Source organism: Microbacterium sp. GW821-FHT01D02 (genome assembly GCF_059422585.1).
In genome coordinates, this window is sequence record NZ_JBWKXB010000004.1 from 128,141 (window position 1) to 146,120 (window position 17,980).

At 70.5% G+C, this 17,980-nt stretch carries 15 protein-coding genes and 1 tRNA gene; 6 read left to right on the forward strand and 10 right to left on the reverse strand.

The genetic code is table 11. From position 1 onward, the window contains the following. Positions 1-49 precede the first annotated feature (49 nt). From AC07VM_RS17665 to lysA, 6 genes are all read right to left on the reverse strand, one after another. A complete protein-coding gene (locus AC07VM_RS17665) occupies positions 50-1,906 on the reverse strand; it encodes a DUF5979 domain-containing protein (RefSeq protein ID WP_494912517.1) in 1,857 nt (618 codons plus the stop codon). Between the two features lie 151 nt (positions 1,907-2,057). Further along, entirely contained in the window at positions 2,058-3,137 is a 1,080-nt protein-coding gene (prfA, locus tag AC07VM_RS17670; RefSeq protein WP_267418098.1) for a peptide chain release factor 1, read from the reverse strand. 11 nt (positions 3,138-3,148) lie between these two features. Beyond that, positions 3,149-5,113 carry a transcription termination factor Rho gene (gene rho / locus AC07VM_RS17675; RefSeq protein ID WP_494912519.1) on the reverse strand — a complete coding sequence of 655 codons (1,965 nt, stop codon included), beginning with the start codon at positions 5,111-5,113 and terminating at the stop codon, positions 3,149-3,151. A 164-nt stretch (positions 5,114-5,277) separates the two neighbouring features. Further along, the gene (gene thrB / locus AC07VM_RS17680; RefSeq protein WP_267418096.1) at positions 5,278-6,240 is read right to left on the reverse strand and encodes a homoserine kinase; all 963 of its coding nucleotides are present in this window, start codon (positions 6,238-6,240) and stop codon (positions 5,278-5,280) included. Between the two features lie 2 nt (positions 6,241-6,242). Further along, positions 6,243-7,547, reverse strand: coding sequence for a homoserine dehydrogenase (locus AC07VM_RS17685; protein ID WP_267418094.1), 1,305 nt, complete (start codon positions 7,545-7,547; stop codon positions 6,243-6,245). Between the two features lie 21 nt (positions 7,548-7,568). Next, positions 7,569-8,987 (reverse strand): diaminopimelate decarboxylase, encoded by a 1,419-nt coding sequence (gene lysA, locus AC07VM_RS17690; protein WP_494912520.1) that lies wholly within the window; start codon positions 8,985-8,987, stop codon positions 7,569-7,571. Positions 8,988-9,135: 148 nt separating this feature from the next. On the opposite strand from lysA, the gene AC07VM_RS17695 reads away from it, so the two are divergent. The 4 genes from AC07VM_RS17695 (at position 9,136) to AC07VM_RS17710 (ending at position 12,455) form a co-directional block, all read left to right on the forward strand. Beyond that, positions 9,136-10,182 carry a YihY/virulence factor BrkB family protein gene (locus AC07VM_RS17695; protein WP_494912521.1) on the forward strand — a complete coding sequence of 349 codons (1,047 nt, stop codon included), beginning with the start codon at positions 9,136-9,138 and terminating at the stop codon, positions 10,180-10,182. 68 nt (positions 10,183-10,250) lie between these two features. After that, positions 10,251-11,150 (forward strand): alpha/beta fold hydrolase, encoded by a 900-nt coding sequence (locus tag AC07VM_RS17700; RefSeq protein WP_494912522.1) that lies wholly within the window; start codon positions 10,251-10,253, stop codon positions 11,148-11,150. Further along, positions 11,143-11,709 (forward strand): TetR/AcrR family transcriptional regulator, encoded by a 567-nt coding sequence (locus AC07VM_RS17705; RefSeq protein ID WP_494912523.1) that lies wholly within the window; start codon positions 11,143-11,145, stop codon positions 11,707-11,709. The genes AC07VM_RS17700 and AC07VM_RS17705 overlap by 8 nt, the downstream gene beginning before the upstream one ends. Positions 11,710-11,711: 2 nt before the next feature. After that, positions 11,712-12,455, forward strand: a complete 744-nt coding sequence (locus AC07VM_RS17710; RefSeq protein WP_494912524.1) for an alpha/beta fold hydrolase — start codon at positions 11,712-11,714, stop codon at positions 12,453-12,455. 13 nt (positions 12,456-12,468) lie between these two features. Here the strand turns inward: AC07VM_RS17710 and AC07VM_RS17715 are convergent, their stop codons facing one another. Both AC07VM_RS17715 and argS read right to left on the reverse strand, forming a co-directional pair. Continuing rightward, positions 12,469-13,317: an LmeA family phospholipid-binding protein gene (locus AC07VM_RS17715; protein WP_494912525.1), complete on the reverse strand. Its 849-nt coding sequence runs from the start codon at positions 13,315-13,317 to the stop codon at positions 12,469-12,471. A 40-nt stretch (positions 13,318-13,357) separates the two neighbouring features. Further along, complete coding sequence (gene argS / locus AC07VM_RS17720) at positions 13,358-15,022, reverse strand: arginine--tRNA ligase (protein ID WP_494912526.1); 1,665 nt, start codon at positions 15,020-15,022, stop codon at positions 13,358-13,360. Positions 15,023-15,115: 93 nt separating this feature from the next. Between argS and AC07VM_RS17725 the strand changes: the two genes are divergently transcribed. After that, positions 15,116-15,931: an SGNH/GDSL hydrolase family protein gene (locus tag AC07VM_RS17725; RefSeq protein ID WP_494912527.1), complete on the forward strand. Its 816-nt coding sequence runs from the start codon at positions 15,116-15,118 to the stop codon at positions 15,929-15,931. 16 nt (positions 15,932-15,947) lie between these two features. Beyond that, positions 15,948-16,020, forward strand: a tRNA-Arg gene (locus AC07VM_RS17730). Positions 16,021-16,141: 121 nt separating this feature from the next. On the opposite strand, the gene AC07VM_RS17735 is transcribed toward AC07VM_RS17730, so the two are convergent. Then, positions 16,142-17,245 carry a magnesium and cobalt transport protein CorA gene (locus tag AC07VM_RS17735; RefSeq protein ID WP_494912528.1) on the reverse strand — a complete coding sequence of 368 codons (1,104 nt, stop codon included), beginning with the start codon at positions 17,243-17,245 and terminating at the stop codon, positions 16,142-16,144. Positions 17,246-17,294: 49 nt separating this feature from the next. After that, a complete protein-coding gene (locus AC07VM_RS17740; protein WP_494912530.1) occupies positions 17,295-17,909 on the reverse strand; it encodes a TetR/AcrR family transcriptional regulator in 615 nt (204 codons plus the stop codon). Positions 17,910-17,980: the final 71 nt, after the last annotated feature.

Consider the following 17,980-nt stretch of genomic DNA (forward strand, 5'->3'; position numbering starts at 1 on the left):
CGAGTCACACCCCCGAAGGAGCATGGCCCGGCGCCGTCCTGGGGGCGGGTCAGTGACGCGCGCGTGAGCGACGTGCGGCCGCCCACGCACCGGCCAGCAGCAGAGCGAGACCGACGACGGCCGCCGTGCCCGCCGGGAACGACGAACCCGTCTGAGCCAGGTCACCGTTCGCGGGGGCGTGCGCCGGAGGCGTCGAGCTCGCCGGGGGCGTCGGGGGCGTCCGCGGGCGCACGACCGTCGGGTTCTCGACCGTGACGGCCACGGGCTGCGACGCATCGGTCACGGTGACGGTCGCGGTCGGACCGACATCCGCACCGGCGACGCGGAACGTCGGGCGGCCGTACTGGACGACACCGTCGGCGACCGTGACATCCGCGGGGCGGGCCTCCGTGAGCGTCACGGCAGTGCCGACGGGGATGTCCTCGGGAAGCGTGGTCGTCCGGCCGTCTGCGATCGAGAGGTCGCCCCGCACCGTGTCGCCATCCACGCCGTATTCGTAGTGCACCGTGTAGGCGGAGCCGTCGGGCAGGACGGCGGCCCCGTCCCCGGTGACGTGCTTGGTGACCGACAGGTTCCCCGTCGGGACGGCGGCACGGTCGGCGACGTTCTCGAGCACCAGTGCGACCGGGTCGCTGCTGCCCGGGGTGATCGCATACGTGCCGTCGCCGTTGTCCACGACCCCTGCACCCGTGATCGTGTGGGTCCCCCACGCGACTCCGTCGATCGCGGGGATGTCGATCTCCGAGATCACGAAGGTCGATCCGATCGGATAGCGCTCCGACATCGCACGATTCCCCTCGCCGACCGTGATCGGCAGGGTGCGCGTCTCGCCGGCCACCTCGTACTCCACGGTGAACACGGTGCCCGCCGGGACCGACGACGCCGCGTCGCCCGAGACGGACTTCGCGATCGAGAACCGCGTGTACGCGTCGCCGTCGCCGATGCCTCCGCCGAACCCGGTGTAGGTGAAGCTGCCGCTGGCCTTCGTCGACTGCACCAGAGCATCGTTCCGATAGGTGTCGCCGCGGAAGAAGGCGCCGTCCGGGGCCGTGAGGTACTGGATCTGGTAGACGCGCTTCTGGTCGGCGGGGACGTTGCCGACGATGAGCGAGAACGACTTCTGTCCGGCGGCATAGGTGTTCTCGACGATGTCCGCAGCGGGCACGCCGACGGCGGGACCGGCGAGGTTCCCGTCTTCGTCGACCGGCCGCCAGGAGACGTCGAGGGAGCCCACCAGGCTGTGGCTCTCGGCATCGGGGCCGCCCGGCACGAGGGTGTCGGCGACCGTGAACCGGCCGTCCTCCGCCAGGCCGCTCGGCACGCTGATCATCCAGCCCCAACGGCCGTCCTGAGCCGACTGCCAGCCGACCTTGGCGGCCGAGACGACGGCACGATCGGGCAGCTGGACGATGCCGCCCTCGCCGGGGATGTCGGCCAGGATCGGCGCGCCGCCGCCCTCGAACGCGAGCGTCGACGCGGTGGTCGCCGCGACGGCCTCCGCCTTGAACCACACGCTTCCGTGCACGTCGTCCCGGTCGTTGACGAAATCGGTCAGCGTGCACGTGAGCACGGGCAGGTCATCGTCGCTGACCACGCACGACCCGACCACGTCGCCGGCGGCGTTCTTCAGCTCGAACGCGGCATCGACGACGCGGCGGAGCTCGGTCGGGAGGGTCATGCCGAAGGTCTCGCCGCCCACCGCGCTGTCGGGCACCGCCCAGTCGGCCGTCACCACGAGCCACTGCCCGACCCGCGTCGGACCGCCCTCCCCCTCGACGAAGGACAGCTCCACGTGGGAGATGGCATCCGGATAGGTCTCGGTCGCGGCGGTCGCCGCGGCTGCGGCGGTGAGCACGCCGGTGACGGCGAGTACGATCCCCAACGCCGCCGCGACGAAGGATGACATTCTGCTTCTGGGCATGGTGTTGTTCCCCCCGGGCCGTGGCCCTGATCGACGAGTGTCGACAGTAACGTGTTACCTGCGACCTCTTCAGGGTATACGAATGCCCGGCCCCTGCCTGAATACCGGCAGGGCCCGCGGGGGGCGGAACGGGGCGTCAGGAATCGGCGCCGACGGCGGCGAGACGAGCCTCTTCGTCGGCGGTGATCGCGCTCTCGATCAGCGGGTCGAGAGCGCCGTCCATGACCTGATCGAGGTTGTACGCCTTGAACCCGGTGCGGTGATCCGCGATCCGGTTCTCCGGGAAGTTGTACGTGCGGATGCGCTCGGAGCGGTCCATGCCGCGGATCTGCGATCGGCGGGCGTCCGAGGCCGCGGCGTCGAGCTCCTCCTGCTGACGCGCGAGCAGACGGGCGCGCAGCACGCGCATGCCCGCCTCGCGGTTCTGCAGCTGGGACTTCTCGTTCTGCATGGAGACGACGATCCCCGTGGGGACGTGCGTGATGCGCACGGCGGAGTCCGTGGTGTTCACGGACTGCCCGCCGGGCCCGGAGGAGCGGAACACGTCGATCTTCAGATCGTTCTGGTCGATCTGGATCTCTTCCGGCTCGTCCACCTCCGGGAAGACCAGCACACCCGTGGTCGAGGTGTGGATGCGTCCCTGCGACTCGGTCGCGGGGACGCGCTGCACGCGGTGCACACCGCCCTCGTACTTCAGGTGGGCCCAGACGCCCTGCGCGGGATCGGAGGACGAGCCCTTGATCGCGACCTGGACGTCCTTGTAGCCGCCGAGGTCGGACTCGTTGCGCTCGAGCAGCTCCGTCTTCCAGCCCTTGGACGCCGCGTACTGGATGTACATCCGCAGCAGATCGGCGGCGAACAGCGCGGACTCCGCGCCGCCCTCCCCCGCTTTGATCTCCATGATCACGTCACGGGCGTCATCGGGATCGCGAGGGATCAGCAGACGCCGCAGACGCTCCTGCGAGGTCTGCAGCTCCTCCTCCATCGCCGGGATCTCGGCTGCGATCGACTCGTCCTCGCGGGCGAATTCGCGGGCGGTCTCCAGGTCGTCTGTCGCGGCGACCCAGGCCTCATAGGCCGCGACGATCCGCGACAGCTCGGCGTAGCGACGGTTCACGCGCTTCGCACGGGCGGCATCGGCGTGCACCGCCGGGTCGGAGAGCTCCTCCTGCACCCGGCGATGCTCGTCGATCAGAGTCTGGACGGACTCGAACACGGCTCAGCCGCTCAGCGGATGTTGTTGTCGTGCCCGTGCGCGCCCGAGGGCAGCGTGGGGATCGACTTCTGCATCTGCACGAGGAACTCGACGTTCGAGTTGGTCTCCTTGAGCTTGCCGAGCACGACCTCGAGGGCCTGCTGCTGGTCGAGGCCGGCGAGGGCGCGACGCAGCTTCCACGTGATCTTGACCTCGTCGGCCGAGAGCAGCATCTCTTCGCGGCGGGTGCTGGACGCGTTCACGTCGACCGCCGGGAAGATGCGCTTGTCGGCGAGGGCGCGGGACAGGCGAAGCTCGCTGTTGCCGGTGCCCTTGAACTCCTCGAAGATGACCTCGTCCATCTTGGAGCCGGTCTCGACCAGCGCCGTGGCGAGGATCGTGAGGGATCCGCCGTTCTCGATGTTGCGCGCCGCGCCGAAGAAGCGCTTGGGCGGGTACAGCGCCGAGGCGTCGACACCACCGGTGAGCACACGACCGGAGGCCGGGGCCGCCAGGTTGTACGCGCGGCCGAGGCGGGTGATCGAGTCGAGCAGCACGACGACGTCGCGGCCGAGCTCGACCAGACGCTTCGCGCGCTCGATGGCGAGCTCCGCGACCGTGGTGTGGTCTTCGGCCGGACGGTCGAACGTCGAGGCGATGACCTCGCCCTTGACCGAGCGCTCCATGTCGGTGACCTCTTCGGGGCGCTCGTCGACGAGCACGACCATGAGGTGGACCTCGGGGTTGTTCTGCGCGATCGCGTTGGCGATCTGCTGCAGGACGATGGTCTTGCCGGCCTTCGGCGGCGCGACGATGAGACCGCGCTGGCCCTTGCCGACCGGGGCGACCAGGTCGATGATCCGCTGCGTGAGCTTCTCCGGAGCCGTCTCCAGACGCAGGCGCTCCTGCGGGTAGAGCGGGGTCAGCTTGCCGAACTCCACGCGGGTGGCCGCGTCGTCGACCGACAGGCCGTTGATCGAGTCGACCTTGACCAGCGCGTTGTACTTCTGGCGGCCCTGCTGCTCGCCCTCGCGGGGCTGCTTGATCGAGCCGACGACGGCGTCGCCCTTGCGCAGGTTGTACTTCTTCACCTGTCCGAGGGACACGTACACGTCGCTGGGGCCGGCGAGGTAGCCGGTCGTGCGCACGAAGGCGTAGTTGTCGAGGACGTCGAGGATGCCGGCGATCGGGATCAGGACGTCGTCCTCGCCGATCTCGGTGTCGAACTCGTCGGTCGGGGCGCCGCTGCGGCGCTTGTTGCGCTGACGGTTGCGGCTGTTGCCACCGGCCTGGTCGTCGTCGGCCGCGGGCTGTGCCTGCTGCTCCTGCGCGGCGCCGTTCTGGCCACGTCCGCGGTTGCGGCTGCGGCTGCGGTTGCGACCGCGTCCGCCCTGCTCCTCGCCACCGTCGGAGGAGTCGGCGCCGTCGTTGCCGTTGTTCTGCGCGTTGTCGTTCTGGGCGCCGTTGTTCTGCGACCCGTTGTTCTGCGTGTTGCCGTTGCTCTGTGCGTTGCCGTTGTCGGCGGGCGCGGCGTCGGCTGCGGCGTCCGTCGCGGGCTTGGCCGCGGGAGCCTCGGCATCGGCGGCCGGCTTCTGGGCGCGTCCACGTCCGCGTCCGGTCGTCTTGGGCGCGGTCTCGGCCGGTGCCTCGGTCGCGCTCTCGGCGGCAGGTGCCTCCGCGGGCGCGGCGTCCGCGGCCGGAGCCTCGGCGTCGGCCTTCTTCGCACGGCTGCGACGCGGGGCCTTCGCCTTCGGGGCCGCCTCGGCCGTCTCGGCGCCGGCAGCAGCCTCGGACGAGGCCTCCGCCTTCGGTGCCTTCTCGGCCTTCTCTGCCTTCGCGGACTCGGCCTTCTCGGCCTTCGCCGCCGCCGTGGCGGTGCTCGCGCGACGCGGTGCGCGCTTGCGCGGCGCGGTCTCGGTCGACGACTCCGCGGTGGCCGCGGGTGCTTCCACGGCCGGAGCCGACTGATCGTTCTGGGTCTCGGAGAGGTTCTCCACGAGTACTCCCTTATATGTCATGGGGAATGAGCGTTGAACGCACACAACGGGTGCTGCGCACGATCGCACGGGCTGACGCTCGGCGCCAGCCAGCCTCGGCACTTGTGCCTCAGGGGTTTGCGTGCGGGTCTTGCAAGAGTTGCAATGGGGCCAGATTCACGTAGTTACGTGGAGCCCTCCGCTCGAGTCCCCACTGTACCACCACGGACGTCGACTGCGAGCAGGAGCGCCTCCCACGGGGTGTCGGTGACTCGATCGGCCAGCTCGACCGCGTCCTGACGGCTGCCCGGTCCGTCGGCGAGCACGAGGACGCTCGGCCCGGCACCGGAGACGACGGCAGCGAAGCCCTCCGCGCGGAGCGCCTGGACGAGGCGCTGCGTCTCGGGCATGGCCTCGGCACGGTAGTCCTGGTGCAGGCGGTCCGCCGTCGCGTCGAACAGGAGCTCGGGGCTCTGCATCAGGGCGGCGACCAGCAGGGCGGAACGCGAGAGGTTGAAGACGGCGTCCGCCGTGGACACCTGCGGCGGCTGCAGCGACCGCGCCTGAGAGGTGGACATCGTGTAGGCCGGGACCAGGACGAGCGGCGAGACGCCGCGGTGCACGAGGAGCTTCTTGTGCTGGGGGCCTCGTTCGCCCATCCAGGCGATCGTCAGACCGCCGAAGAGGGCGGGGGCGACGTTGTCGGGATGCCCTTCCAGCTCGGTGGCGAGACGCAGCAGGGCGGCGTCGTCGATCTCCACATCGCCCTCGAGCAGCCCCTTCGCCGCGAGCACTCCGGCGGCGACTGCGGCACCGGACGACCCGAGTCCGCGACCGTGCGGGACCCCGTTCTCGGCGACGATGCGCAGGCCCGGAGCCGGACGGCCGGCGTCGGCGAACACGTAGTCGATCGTGCGCACGATGAGGTTCGACCCGTCGCGCGGGATCTCGCCCGCACCAGAACCGGTCACCTCGATCTCGAGCTCGCCCGCGGGCAGCGCCGTGACCTGGAGCGTGTCGTAGACGCTGAGCGCCAGACCCAGCGTGTCGAAGCCCGGTCCGAGGTTCGCGCTCGTCGCGGGCACCCGCACCTCGACGGTGCGTCCCTCGAACGCGTACCCGTCGACGGAGGCGAGCGCTTCGGCCATCGTCACTCGCCTTCCACCCGGAGCACAGACACGACCTTCGCCACGACGGCGCTGTCGGCCAGAGAGTCGACCGTCGCGCTGAGCGCCTGCTCGGTCGCGCGGTGGGTGCCGATGATCAGGCGCGCGGTCGGCTCGTCCTCGCCCTCGACGGTCTGCACGACCGTCGCGACCGAGACGCCGCCGTCGCTGAGGATGCCGGCGACCGTGGCGAGCACGCCCGGCGCGTCGGAGACCTCGAGGGTGATCTGGTAGCGGGTGGTGACGTGCCCGATCGGCACGACCGGCAGGTTCGCACGGGTGGACTCGCCCACTCCGACGCCGCCGGCGATGTGACGTCGGGCGGCGGAGACGACGTCGCCGAGCACGGCGGACGCGGTCTGCACGCCACCCGCTCCGGCGCCGTAGAACATGAGGGATCCGGCGGCCTCGGCCTCGACGAAGACCGCGTTGTTGGCGCCGTGCACGGAGGCGAGGGGGTGCGAGTTCGGCACCAGGGCCGGGTACACGCGCACCGAGATCGACTCGGCGCCGTTCGCCTCGATGCGCTCGCAGACGGCGAGCAGCTTGATGACGAAGCCGGCGGCGCGGGCCTCCTCGATCATGGAGGCCGTGATCGAGGTGATGCCCTCACGGTAGACGGCCTCGAGCGGCACGGCGGTGTGGAACGCGAGGCTGGCGAGGATGGCCGCCTTCTGCGCGGCGTCGTATCCCTCGACGTCGGCGGTCGGGTCGGCCTCGGCGTACCCGAGACGCTGGGCATCCGCCAGCACGTCGGCGAAGTCGGCGCCCTCCGTGTCCATCCGGTCGAGGATGTAGTTCGTGGTGCCGTTCACGATGCCCATGATGCGCACGACGCGGTCCCCCGCGAGCGAGTCGCGCAGCGGACGGATGATCGGGATCGCCCCGGCGGCGGCGGCCTCGTAGTACACGGAGGCGCCCACCCGGTCGGCGGCCTCGAACAGCTCGGGACCGTGGGTCGCCAGCAGCGCCTTGTTGGCGGTGACGACGTCGGCACCGGAGCCGATCGCCTGGAGGATGCTCGTGCGCGCCGGCTCGATGCCGCCGATGAGCTCGATCACGATGTCGGCGCCCACGATCAGGGACTCGGCATCGGTGGTGAAGAGCTCCTTGGGCAGCTCCACATCGCGCGGCGCATCCACGTCGCGCACCGCGATGCCGGCGAGCTCCAGCTCGGCGCCCGCTCGGTCGGCCAGCTCGTCGCCGTGGCGCAGCAGGAGGGCCGCGACCTGCGAGCCGACCGCTCCGGCGCCCAGCAATGCCACACGAAGTCGTCGGTAGTCAGTCATGGTTGCTCCTTCGGGGGTGGGTCATCGGTCTCCCTCGGGGGCGTTCGCCCCGTCGATGCCCGCGTCGCGGGCCAGCAGATCGTCGATCGTCTCGCCGCGCACGATGATCGTCGACCGTCCGTCGCGGACGGCGACGACCGGCGGTCGCGGCACGTGGTTGTAGTTGCTCGAGAGCGAGACGCAGTAGGCGCCCGTCGCCGGCACGGCGAGCAGATCGCCCGGTACGAGATCGGCGGGCAGGTACTCGTGGTCGACGACGATGTCGCCCGACTCGCAGTGCTTGCCGACCACGCGGCTCAGGCGCGGCTCGCCCGTCCCGGCGCGCGAGGCCAGGCGTGCGGAGTACTGCGCCCCGTAGAGCGCGGTGCGGGCGTTGTCGCTCATCCCGCCGTCGACGCTGATGTAGCGACGCACGGCACCGGAGTCGATGGTCACGTCCTTCGTGGTGCCGACCTCGTAGATCGTGACGCCGGCGGTGCCGACGATGGCGCGACCGGGCTCGAACGACAGCGCGGGGACGGCGATGCCGCGTGCGGCGCAGCCCTCGGCCACCGCGGCCACGATCTCGGACGCGAGCTCGTCGATCGGGGTGGGGTCGTCGATGCGCGTGTAGGCGATGCCGAACCCGCCGCCGAGGTTGAGCTGCGGGACGGGCCCGGCTTCGAGCAGGGTGGCATGCAGATCGAGCACGCGGGATGCGGACTCGCGGAAGCCCGCGACACCGAAGATCTGGGAACCGATGTGGCAGTGCAGCCCGGCGAACACCAGGCCGGGGATCTCGCGGATCCGGGCGACGGCCTTCTCGGCGTCAGGGAGCGGGAAGCCGAACTTCTGATCCTCGTGCGCCGTGGCGAGGAAGTCGTGCGTCTCGGCGTGGACGCCGCTGATGACGCGGACCAGCACGCGCTGCGTGGCTCCGGTGCGGGCCGTGATGGCGGCGAGGCGCTCGATCTCGATCGCGCTGTCGACGATGATCGTGCCGACGCCGACCTCCACCGCACGCTCGAGCTCGGCGACGGACTTGTTGTTGCCGTGGAAGCCGATGGACGCCGGCGCGACCCCGGCGGCGAGGGCGACGGCGAGCTCTCCCCCGGTGCAGACGTCCACGCGCAGTCCCTCGTCGACGACCCAGCGCGCGACCGTCGTGCAGAGGAACGCCTTGCCCGCGTAGTAGACCTGAGCGGTCGTGCCGTTGTCGGCCGCCGCCCGGTCGAACGCGCCCCGGAACTGCCTCGCGCGACCGCGGACCTCGTCCTCGTCGAGCACGAGCAACGGGGTGCCGTACGTGCGGGCGAGCGTCGTGGCGCTGATGCCGGCGATGTCGAGGGCTCCCTCGGCGTCCCGCACGGCGGAGGCCGGCCACACGCCGTCGGCCAGATCGTTCGCGTCCTCGGGGACGACGAGCCATTCCGGAGCGAGCGAATCGGCAGGGAGAAGCACTGATCACCAATCGTGGGAAGGATCTCGGGCGGGGCGCGCACATCGAGGCTGACCCGATTCTAGGGCACCGGCCGGATCCCCCTGGTCACGGTGACGCGCGGCGTCAAGCCCCCTGCGCCGGTTCGTCTCGGCCTCCTAGGGTGGGGGCGTGACGAACACCGAATCACGAACCGAAGCCCCCGCGCGCCCCGGGCTCGTCGCGCGCAACACCGGCCCGCTCATCGCCTGGGCGCTCGCCCGGCGCCCGGTGCGCGCGGCCCTGCTCTACAGCGAGCGACGCGGCCCGATGCTCGCCGACAGCGTCACCTACCGCGCGCTCTTCAGCGTGTTCGCCGGTGTGCTGCTGGGGTTCTCGATCGCGGCGCTGTGGCTCGCCGGCAACCCGGTCGCGTGGCAGGCGATCATCGACGCCGTGCAGTCGGCCGTGCCGGGGCTCATCGGCAAGGACGGCGTGATCGGCACGGACGCCCTGAACGCCCCCGCGTCGCTGTCGATCGCCGGCATCATCTCGCTGGTCGCCCTCATCGGCTCCGCTCTGGGCGCGATCGGGTCGCTGCGCACCGCCGTGCGCGTGCTCGCCGGGACGCTGCAGGACGACATCCTGTGGATCTGGGTGATCCTGCGCAACCTCGCGCTCGCCCTCGGCATCGGGCTCGCCTTCGTCGTCTCGGCGTTCCTCACCTTCGCCGGCCAGCTCGGGGTCACCTGGATCACCGGTCTGCTCGGCATCCCGGAGGACTCCCCCGTCGCGGCCTGGACCGTCCGGCTCGTGTCGCTCCTCGTCGTCTTCGCGCTCGACACGGCGCTCATCATCGGCGTCTTCCGTCTGCTCTCGGGCGTGCGCCCGTCGGCGCGGTCGCTGTGGTCGGGCGCCCTGCTCGGCGCCTTCGGGCTCCTCGTGCTGCAGGAGCTGTCCGGACTGTTCGTCGGCGGCGCGACGAGCAACCCGCTGCTCGCCTCGTTCGCCTCGCTGCTGGCGCTGCTGATCTGGCTGAACTTCTCCGCCCAGGTGATGCTGTTCGCCTGCGCGTACATCGTGACCGCCGAGGAGGAGACCTCGGATCGCGTGCACGCACGGTTCGCGGCGACGACGTTCGCGCAGCGCCGCATGCAGCGCGCCGAGGTCGAGGTGCAGACCGCGACCGCCGAGCTCCGTGCCGCCCAGAAGGCTGCCGCGGAGGAGCGCTCGTCCTGACCCGCTCTCGCCCTGACCCGCTCTCGTTGTGACCAAAGCGGCTATTCTGGTCACAACGAGAGGAAGTCATGGACTCCCGACGCACGACGATCGCCCTGCCGCACGCCACGGTGTCGGTCCGGGAATGGCGCCCGGCCGCGGAGACGGGCCCGCCGGTGCTGCTCCTGCACGGCGGCGGCGCCGACAGCGCCGAGCTGTCCTGGGGCGAGGTCGGTCCGGCCCTCGCGGAGGCTGGACATCGCGTACTCGCCCCCGACCACCCCGGGTTCGGGCAGAGCCCTCGTGCGGGATGGACGCTCACGCAGGAACGACTCGTGCGCCACGTCGCGGAGCTCGTCGACGCACTCGGCCTCGCCGACTACGCCGTCGCGGGTCTGTCGCTCGGCGGCGGGATGGCAGTCGGGCACCTCCTGGATCAGCCGGGCCGCGCGCGGACCGCCGTCCTCCTCGGGTGCTACGGGCTGATGCCCCGCCTCGCCGACGGCTTCCTGGGTCCGACGACGCATCTCACCTCCTTCCTCCTGCTGCGCACCGGGCTGCTCGCCAGGATGACCCGCTCGTACGCGCACAGCCGGCCCGCGATGGAGCGTGCACTCCGCGATCTGGTCCGTGAACCGGCGTCGCGCACACCCGCGCTCGTGGACGCGGTGCTCACCGAGGCGTCAACCGGGACCGGGCTGGAGGTCTTCGGCGAATGGCAGCGCGACCAGGTGCTCTGGAACCAACTGCGCACCGTGTACACGGATCGGCTGCCGTCCCTGCGCACGCCGGTCCTCCTGGTGCACGGGGATCGCGACAGCGGCGTCCCCCTCGCACGCGTCAAGAGCGCCGCCGACCTGCTCCCCGCCGGCGCGCTGCTGACCGTCCCCGGCGCCGGCCACTGGGTGCAGCGCGACCGCCCCGACCTCGTCATCCCCGCGATGATCGACCACCTGAGGAGGGATGATGCCCCGACCCCGCGTGCCTGACCGACGCGAGCGCATCCTCGACGCGACCGAGGCGCTCGTGCTCGCCCACGGCTTCGACGCGATGAGCGTGGCCGCGATCGCCGACCGGGCCGGTGTCGGCAAGGGCGCGGTGTACCTGGAGTTCTCGGGCAAGCACGACATCCTCGATGCGGTGCTGCAGCGCGGGAACGCGCGCATGGCCGAGCGGGTGCGTCGCGAGTACGGCGACGACCCGCGTCTCAGCGAGGCGTGCCGGGCGACCGCGCGAGCGCTGCTCGACGACCCGCTGATGACGGCGGCGTTCCTCGACGATCAGGGCGTGCTCGGCGCCCACGTCCTCGAGGTGACGGACGGCCGCTACCGCGCACGTCACGAACGGGTGATCGCCTGGTTCCGGGATCTGCAGGAGCGGGGTCGGATCGTGGCCGACGTCGATCCGCAGGCCCTCGCGCTCGCCCTGTCGAGCACGACGATCGGGTTGCTCTCGGCCGCTCGCCTGCTCGGTCCCCTGGATCGCGCGCAGCTGGAGAGCGCGATCGAGACCATCGGCCGGATGGCCGCGACGTTCGAAGGAGACTGACGATGCATCTGGAGACCTCCGGGCCCGCGGGCGCTCGACCGCTCCTGCTCCTGCACGGGGGCGGTGTCGCCGGCTGGATGTGGGACCCGCTGCGCGCGCACCTGCCCGCGGACCGCCGGGTGCTCGTGCCCGATCTCCCCGGTCACGGTCGCAGCGCGCATGTGCCCTACGTCTCGCATCGGGAGACGGTCGAGGCGCTCGCGCGCATCCTCGAGTCCGTCGATCAGTCCGCCACGGTCGTCGGATTCTCCCTGGGCGCGCAGCTCGCCGTCCTGCTCGCTGCCGAGCGGCCCGATCTCGTCGAGCGTGTGGTCGTCGTCAGCGCGCAGGCCGTGCCGATGCGTGCCGTCGGACCGACTCTGGCGCTGCTCGGGGCGACCGCGGGTCTCGCGCGGAGGGAGTGGTTCGCGCGTCTCCAGGCCCGCGAGCTCTTCGTGCCGGAGGAGCATCTGGCCGATTACGTGCAGACGTCGGCGATGATCTCCCGCCAGACGCTGCTCGCCGCGGTCGAGGAGAACCTCCGCTTCGTCCCACCCGCCTCCTGGTCGGCGTTCCCCGGCTCGGCGCTGATCCTCGTGGGCGCGCGGGAGAAGAAGCTGATGGCGCGATCGGCCACTGTGCTTCACGCCGTGCTCCCCCACAGCGAGCTCGACGTGGTGGACGGGTGCGGCCATGGCATCCCGCTGCAGCGTCCGGACCTGCTCGCCCGACGGATCGAGGCGATGCCGGGGCCCGGCACCACCTGACCCCGCGCGCGTGTCAGCTCGGGCAGACGCCCTTGTCCTGCAGCGACGTGTCAGTGACGATCGCGCCGTTCACGTCGATGTCGATCACGGCCGCGCCGTCGACGATCTCGAGCCCGGTGAGGGTGAGGCCGGCGGGGAGTTGGTCGGCGATGCACACCCGCTGCGGCTGCGTGAGGCCCTCGCCGAGCGAGCCCAGCGACGAGCCGACGCGGTCGAGGTCGATGTCGAGTCCGCCGATGCTGGCCGCGACCGGCGTCAGCTCGAGGTCGCCCTCGATCGCGCCCGGGGTGAGCGTCAGCGACAGCGGCACGTCCGCACCGAACACGGTGATCGATCCGCTCACCGTCGCGTTCGGCGCATCGAACTCGACGGACTCGACCGGCAGGTCGGTGCCGGCGAGCAGCGACGTGAACTGCGCCTGATCGATGCGGATCGTGCCGGAGGCCCCGCCCAGGTCGCCGCCGCGCAGCGGCACACCCGTCGCGGTGACATCCGCCGCCCCCGTGATGCCCTCCAGCGTGACGGAGTCGGTCGAGAGGTGCAGGGTGTCGAGGCTGCCGCCGATCAACTGCGGGAGCAGCAGACCCTCGGTCTCGACGTCGAGCTGCTGGTCGGCGGGAAGATCGAGCTGCTCGACGACGATCGACCGCACGATGCCGGGCAGCACGGCGCGCGCGATGAACTCGGCGGCCACGACGAGCAGCGCCAGCACGACCACCACGATCAGCAGCACCCACGGCCAGCGACGGCGCGTGCGCGGCGCCGTCTCCGTCGCCTGCGCAGGGGCGGACCCGGGGATGACGAGCGTCGGGTGCTCGGCCGCGGGTTCCGGATACGGCAGGGTGTGGTTGTCGTCGCTCATGCCTGCCATCCTGCCGTACCGGAACGCGCGGCTGCGCGCACTACATGCGCTCTGGTGCGCTGACGCCCAGGAGGTCGAGCCCGTTGCGGAGCACCTGACCGGTGGCGTCGTTCAGCCAGAGACGCGTGCGGTGGACGCTCTCGATCGGGTCGTCGCTCAGCGGGATCACGCGGCAGTTGTCGTACCAGCGGTGGTACAGGCCGGCGAGCTCCTCGAGGTAGCGGGCGACGCGGTGCGGCTCGCGGACCTCTGCGGCGAACGCGACGATGCGCGGGAACTCCTGCAGGGCGCCGAGCAGCGCCCCCTCGGTCTCGTGCGTGAGGGTCTCCGGGGCGAACTCGGAACGGGCGATCCCGGAATCGGCGGCGTTGCGGGCCACGTTGTGCGTACGGGCGTGCGCGTACTGCACGTAGAACACGGGGTTGTCGTTCGTGCGCTTCTGCAGCAGCTCGGGGTCGAGGTCGAGCGGCGAGTCGGCGGGCGAGCGCTCCAGCGAGTAGCGCAGCGCGTCGGTGCCGAGCCAGTCGAGCAGGTCGTCCATCTCGATGATGTTGCCCGCACGCTTGCTGAGGCGGGCGCCGTTGATCGACACCATCTGGCCGATCAGGACCTCGACGTTCTTCTCCGGGTCCTGACCCGCGGCGCCGGCCACGGCCTTGAGGCGGTGCACGTAGCCGTGGTGGTCGGCACCGAGCAGGTAGATCTTGTTCTCGAAGCCGCGATCGCCCTTGTTCAGGTAGTACGCGGCGTCGGCGGCGAAGTAGGTGTACTCGCCGTTCGAGCGGCGGATGACGCGGTCCTTGTCATCGCCGAAGTCGGTCGTGCGCACCCACACGGCGCCCTCGTCGTCGAAGACGTGGCCCTGCTCGCGCAGACGGTCGACGGCCTGGTCGATCAGGCTCGTGCCGGAGGCATCCTTCGCGTGCAGCGTGCGCTCGGAGAACCAGACGTCGAACGGCACGTTGAACCGGTCGAGCGAGTTCTTGATCTCGGCGAGCTGGAACTCGTAGGCGAGCTCCATCGCGACGCTCGGCTGCTCCGCTTCCGGGAGCTCCAGCAGGTCGGGGCGCGCCTCGAGGACACGACCGGCGAGGGTCGTGATGTACTCGCCCGGGTAGCCGCCCTCCGGGGTGGGCTCGCCCTTCGCGGCCGCGAGCACCGAGCTGGCGAAGCGCTGCATCTGGGCACCCGCGTCGTTGATGTAGTACTCGCGCACGGCGTTCGCACCGCTCGCGAGGAGCAGACGCACGATCGAGTCGCCGAGCGCCGCCCACCGGGTGTGCGCGATGTGCAGCGGCCCCGTCGGGTTGGCGGAGACGAACTCGACGTTCACGCTCACGCCCGCCTGCGACGTGTTCGTGCCGTAGGCGGCGCCGGCGTCGACGATCACCTTCGCCAGCGCGCCGGCGGCAGCCGCGTCGAGACGGATGTTGATGAACCCGGGACCGGCGACCTCGGCGCTCGCGATGCCGTCCACGGCGGCGAGGCCGTCGACGATCTGCTGGGCGAGCTCCCGCGGGTTCGTGCCGAAGGGCTTGGCCAGACGCATGGCGATGTTGGAGGCCCAGTCGCCGTGGTCCCGGTTGCGCGGACGCTCCAGCACGATGTCGGCCGCGGTGAGCTCCAGCGGCTCGCCGGGACGTCGTTCCTCGGCGATCGGTGCGAGGACGGCCAGGAGGGCTGCGGCAAGCGTTTCGGGGTTCATAGCCTCCCCAGTTTACGCGGGTCGCACGGCCCACCCGGACGACGCCGGGCGCGCGGAATTTGCGTTCGCCCCGCAGTGATCTACTCTCATGCCATGAAGGCCGCCGCCACCCGCCATCGACTGCGCACCGCAGGGGTCGCCATCGCCCTGCTCCTGGCCGTCGCGGCGGGCGTTCTCGGCATGTGGCGGCCCTGGACTCCGCTGCCCTCCACCGCACCGGTCGGCGCCCCTGTCGACGGAGCCGCCGCGGCACCGGAAGCCATCGCGCCCGCGCCTCTCGCCCTGCCGGATCACCCCACCGTGCTGGTGTTCGGAGACTCGTGGACGTACGGCTCGGCCGCGACCACGCCGACCCTCGGATACGCCTACGTCCTCGCCGAGCTGCTCGACGGCGAGACCATCGTGAACGGCGTCCGCGGCAGCGGCTACCTCAAGCCCGGGATCGACGGTCCCACGTTCGGCGAGCGCATCGCCGCACTCGACTCCGCGCTCACGCCCGACCTCATCATCATCCAGGGCTCGATCAACGACCGCGCGCAGGGCGCCGCCGGCTACCGCGCGGCCGTGACCGCCGCCTGGGACGCGCTGGCCGCGAAGTACCCGGACGCCACGATCGTCGTGCTCGGGCCGGCACCGCACGAGCTCCCGGTGGGCACGGAGACCGCCCGCATCGACACCGACCTCGCCGAACTCGCCGGAGCCCGCGGCTGGTGGTACATCTCCCCCATCGCACAGGACTGGATCACCGAGCAGAACTATCTCGACGTGATCGACGTGGACCTCGGGCGCAAGCATCCTTCCACGGAAGGACACCGCTACCTGGCCGAGAAGCTCGCCACCGCACTCGACGAGCTGCGCGCCGCGCCGGTCACCGAGGCCGGCGGGTCGGAGACCACCCCCGACGAGTGATATTGTCGATCGGTACGCCTCCGTAGCTCAGTGGATAGAGCGCCGGTTTCCGGTACCGTAGGTCGCAGGTTCGACTCCTGTCGGGGGCACACGGGTTGTACGCGGATGGTATGTGATTTCGTACGCGTAACCCCCAAGTACGAGAAAAGCCGCCTGGTTTCAGGCGGCTTTTCTCGTACTTGGGGGCGCTTGCGACGAGAGCACCTCGCCTCACATCCACTTCTGTCGCTTGAAGATGACGTACAGAACGACCGCGAACGCAACCATGCCGCCGACGGCCAGCGGATACCCGAACGCCCAGTGGAGCTCAGGCATGTTGTCGAAGTTCATCCCATAGATCGCGCCGATGAGCGTCGGAGCGAAGAGGATCGCTGCCCAGCCGGAGATCTTCTTCATGTCTTCGTTCTGCCGCTGAGCGACGAGGGTGCCATTGACCGTGAGTATCTGCGAGAGGGAATCACGGAGCTCGCTGACCTGCGTCTCGACGCGGCTGAGGTGGTCGGCGACGTCCTGCAGATACGACTGCAGCGGCTCTGGGATGTCGTAGCGACGAAACCCCTTCCGCAGGGCCGCGAGCACCTCGGCGAGACCGGAGGTGGCCTGCTGAAGGTCGATGATCTCCTGGCTCAGGCGGTAGATGCGTTCGGTGACCGTCGCATCGCCGCGAAAAACCTGGCGTTCGATCTGTTCGCGGTCTATGGCGAGACCGCGAAGAACGGGCGCATATCCGTCGACGATGGCGTCGAGGAGGCGGTAGACGATGGCTTCGGGGCCGTGGTGCAACAGCTGCTCGTCGTCGAGGAGGGTGCGGTCGCCGCGGTCGGCGGCGCCGGACGCGTCGTCGGCGTCGAGACCGTCGATCCATCGGCCGTCCTGGCAGAAGACCGCGACAGCCTGCGGGCGCACGAGGATGTGGAACTCGGCGAAGTCGACGTCTTCCTTCGCGTCGATGTACCACGCCGACCGGACGACGAGGAAGAGGGTGTCGTCGTAGCGTTCAAGCTTCGGACGCTGCCTGGCGTGGAGGAGGTCCTCGACCAGCAGCGGGTGGAGGTCCCAGGCGCTCGCGAGTTCAGCAACGTCCTCCGTCGTCGGCTTCGGGTACAGCAAGAGCGCAGTCCGACGCTCATCCTCATCGGTGAACGCCTGAGCACTGTCCACCGTGGTGTCGCGGGGCGCCCGGACCAGGTGGCCGTCATCGACGTACCGGGTCCGTCGCGTCGTCTCCTCGGCAGGATTCGATGCGCCGACGGTGCGGCGGCGGAACACCCCGCCGCGGCGGCGGCTCGTCTCGTCGCTCGTGGGCTGTGTCATCACGTGTCCTCTCGCTCTGTTCGGAGTATGCCGCAGATCGTGACAAGGATCAGGGAACCCGCGGCGCGAGCACCTCTTGCAGTGCCGGAGCAACGACCCGGACCAGATCATCGACGTCCGCGTACACAAGGGCGGGCACGCCGATGATGCGACGGGCGGTGACGATGCCGACGAGCATGGCGGATGCGAGGCCCGTGCGCAGCACTGCATCCGCGTCGCCACTTGCTTGCGTGCCTTCCCGCAGGCGGGACTGGATGAAGTCACGAAGCTGGTCGTTGGCATGCTGGTTCACGATGGCACCTCTGAGCATTGCCATGAGCGGTTCAGATTCTTCGTTCGGCCCTTCCCAGGCCTGCAGGTATGCGCGGACGACCCGCTCTCCCAGGTGCTCGTCGGGGCCCTCGAAAGCAGTGTCGAAGCGGTCGAGGGCGGATGTCGGCACCGCCATCACCGCGGCGAACAGCTCTTCCTTGGAACGGAAGAACTGCATCACCTGAGACGCATCGACGCCCGCGTCTGCGGCAACGCGACGGATCGTCGTCGCGCCGAAGCCATCGGCGGCGAACCGCGCCCGGGCGGATTCCAGGACGGCGAGACGCGTGTTGCCCGGGCCTGGTCGCCGCCCGGGACGTCGAGTATTGACCGGCTTCTCCTGAGTGCTCACCCATTCAATCTACGCCTCGCCTCTCCGTTTCTCAACGTGTGTTGAGTTTTGCTGAGATCGGACGTACGCTC

What these genes read in the sequence shown, in the direction of transcription:
- AC07VM_RS17665 (WP_494912517.1), bottom strand. Translation starts at nt 1,906, where the DNA reads ATGTCATCCTTCGTCGCGGCGGCGTTGGGGATCGTACTCGCCGTCACC.
- argS (WP_494912526.1), bottom strand. Translation starts at nt 15,022, where the DNA reads ATGAACCCCGAAACGCTTGCCGCAGCCCTCCTGGCCGTCCTCGCACCG.
- AC07VM_RS17715 (WP_494912525.1), bottom strand. Translation starts at nt 13,317, where the DNA reads ATGAGCGACGACAACCACACCCTGCCGTATCCGGAACCCGCGGCCGAG.
- AC07VM_RS17685 (WP_267418094.1), bottom strand. Translation starts at nt 7,547, where the DNA reads ATGACTGACTACCGACGACTTCGTGTGGCATTGCTGGGCGCCGGAGCG.
- AC07VM_RS17725 (WP_494912527.1), top strand. Translation starts at nt 15,116, where the DNA reads ATGAAGGCCGCCGCCACCCGCCATCGACTGCGCACCGCAGGGGTCGCC.
- thrB (WP_267418096.1), bottom strand. Translation starts at nt 6,240, where the DNA reads ATGGCCGAAGCGCTCGCCTCCGTCGACGGGTACGCGTTCGAGGGACGC.
- AC07VM_RS17710 (WP_494912524.1), top strand. Translation starts at nt 11,712, where the DNA reads ATGCATCTGGAGACCTCCGGGCCCGCGGGCGCTCGACCGCTCCTGCTC.
- AC07VM_RS17735 (WP_494912528.1), bottom strand. Translation starts at nt 17,245, where the DNA reads ATGACACAGCCCACGAGCGACGAGACGAGCCGCCGCCGCGGCGGGGTG.
- AC07VM_RS17700 (WP_494912522.1), top strand. Translation starts at nt 10,251, where the DNA reads ATGGACTCCCGACGCACGACGATCGCCCTGCCGCACGCCACGGTGTCG.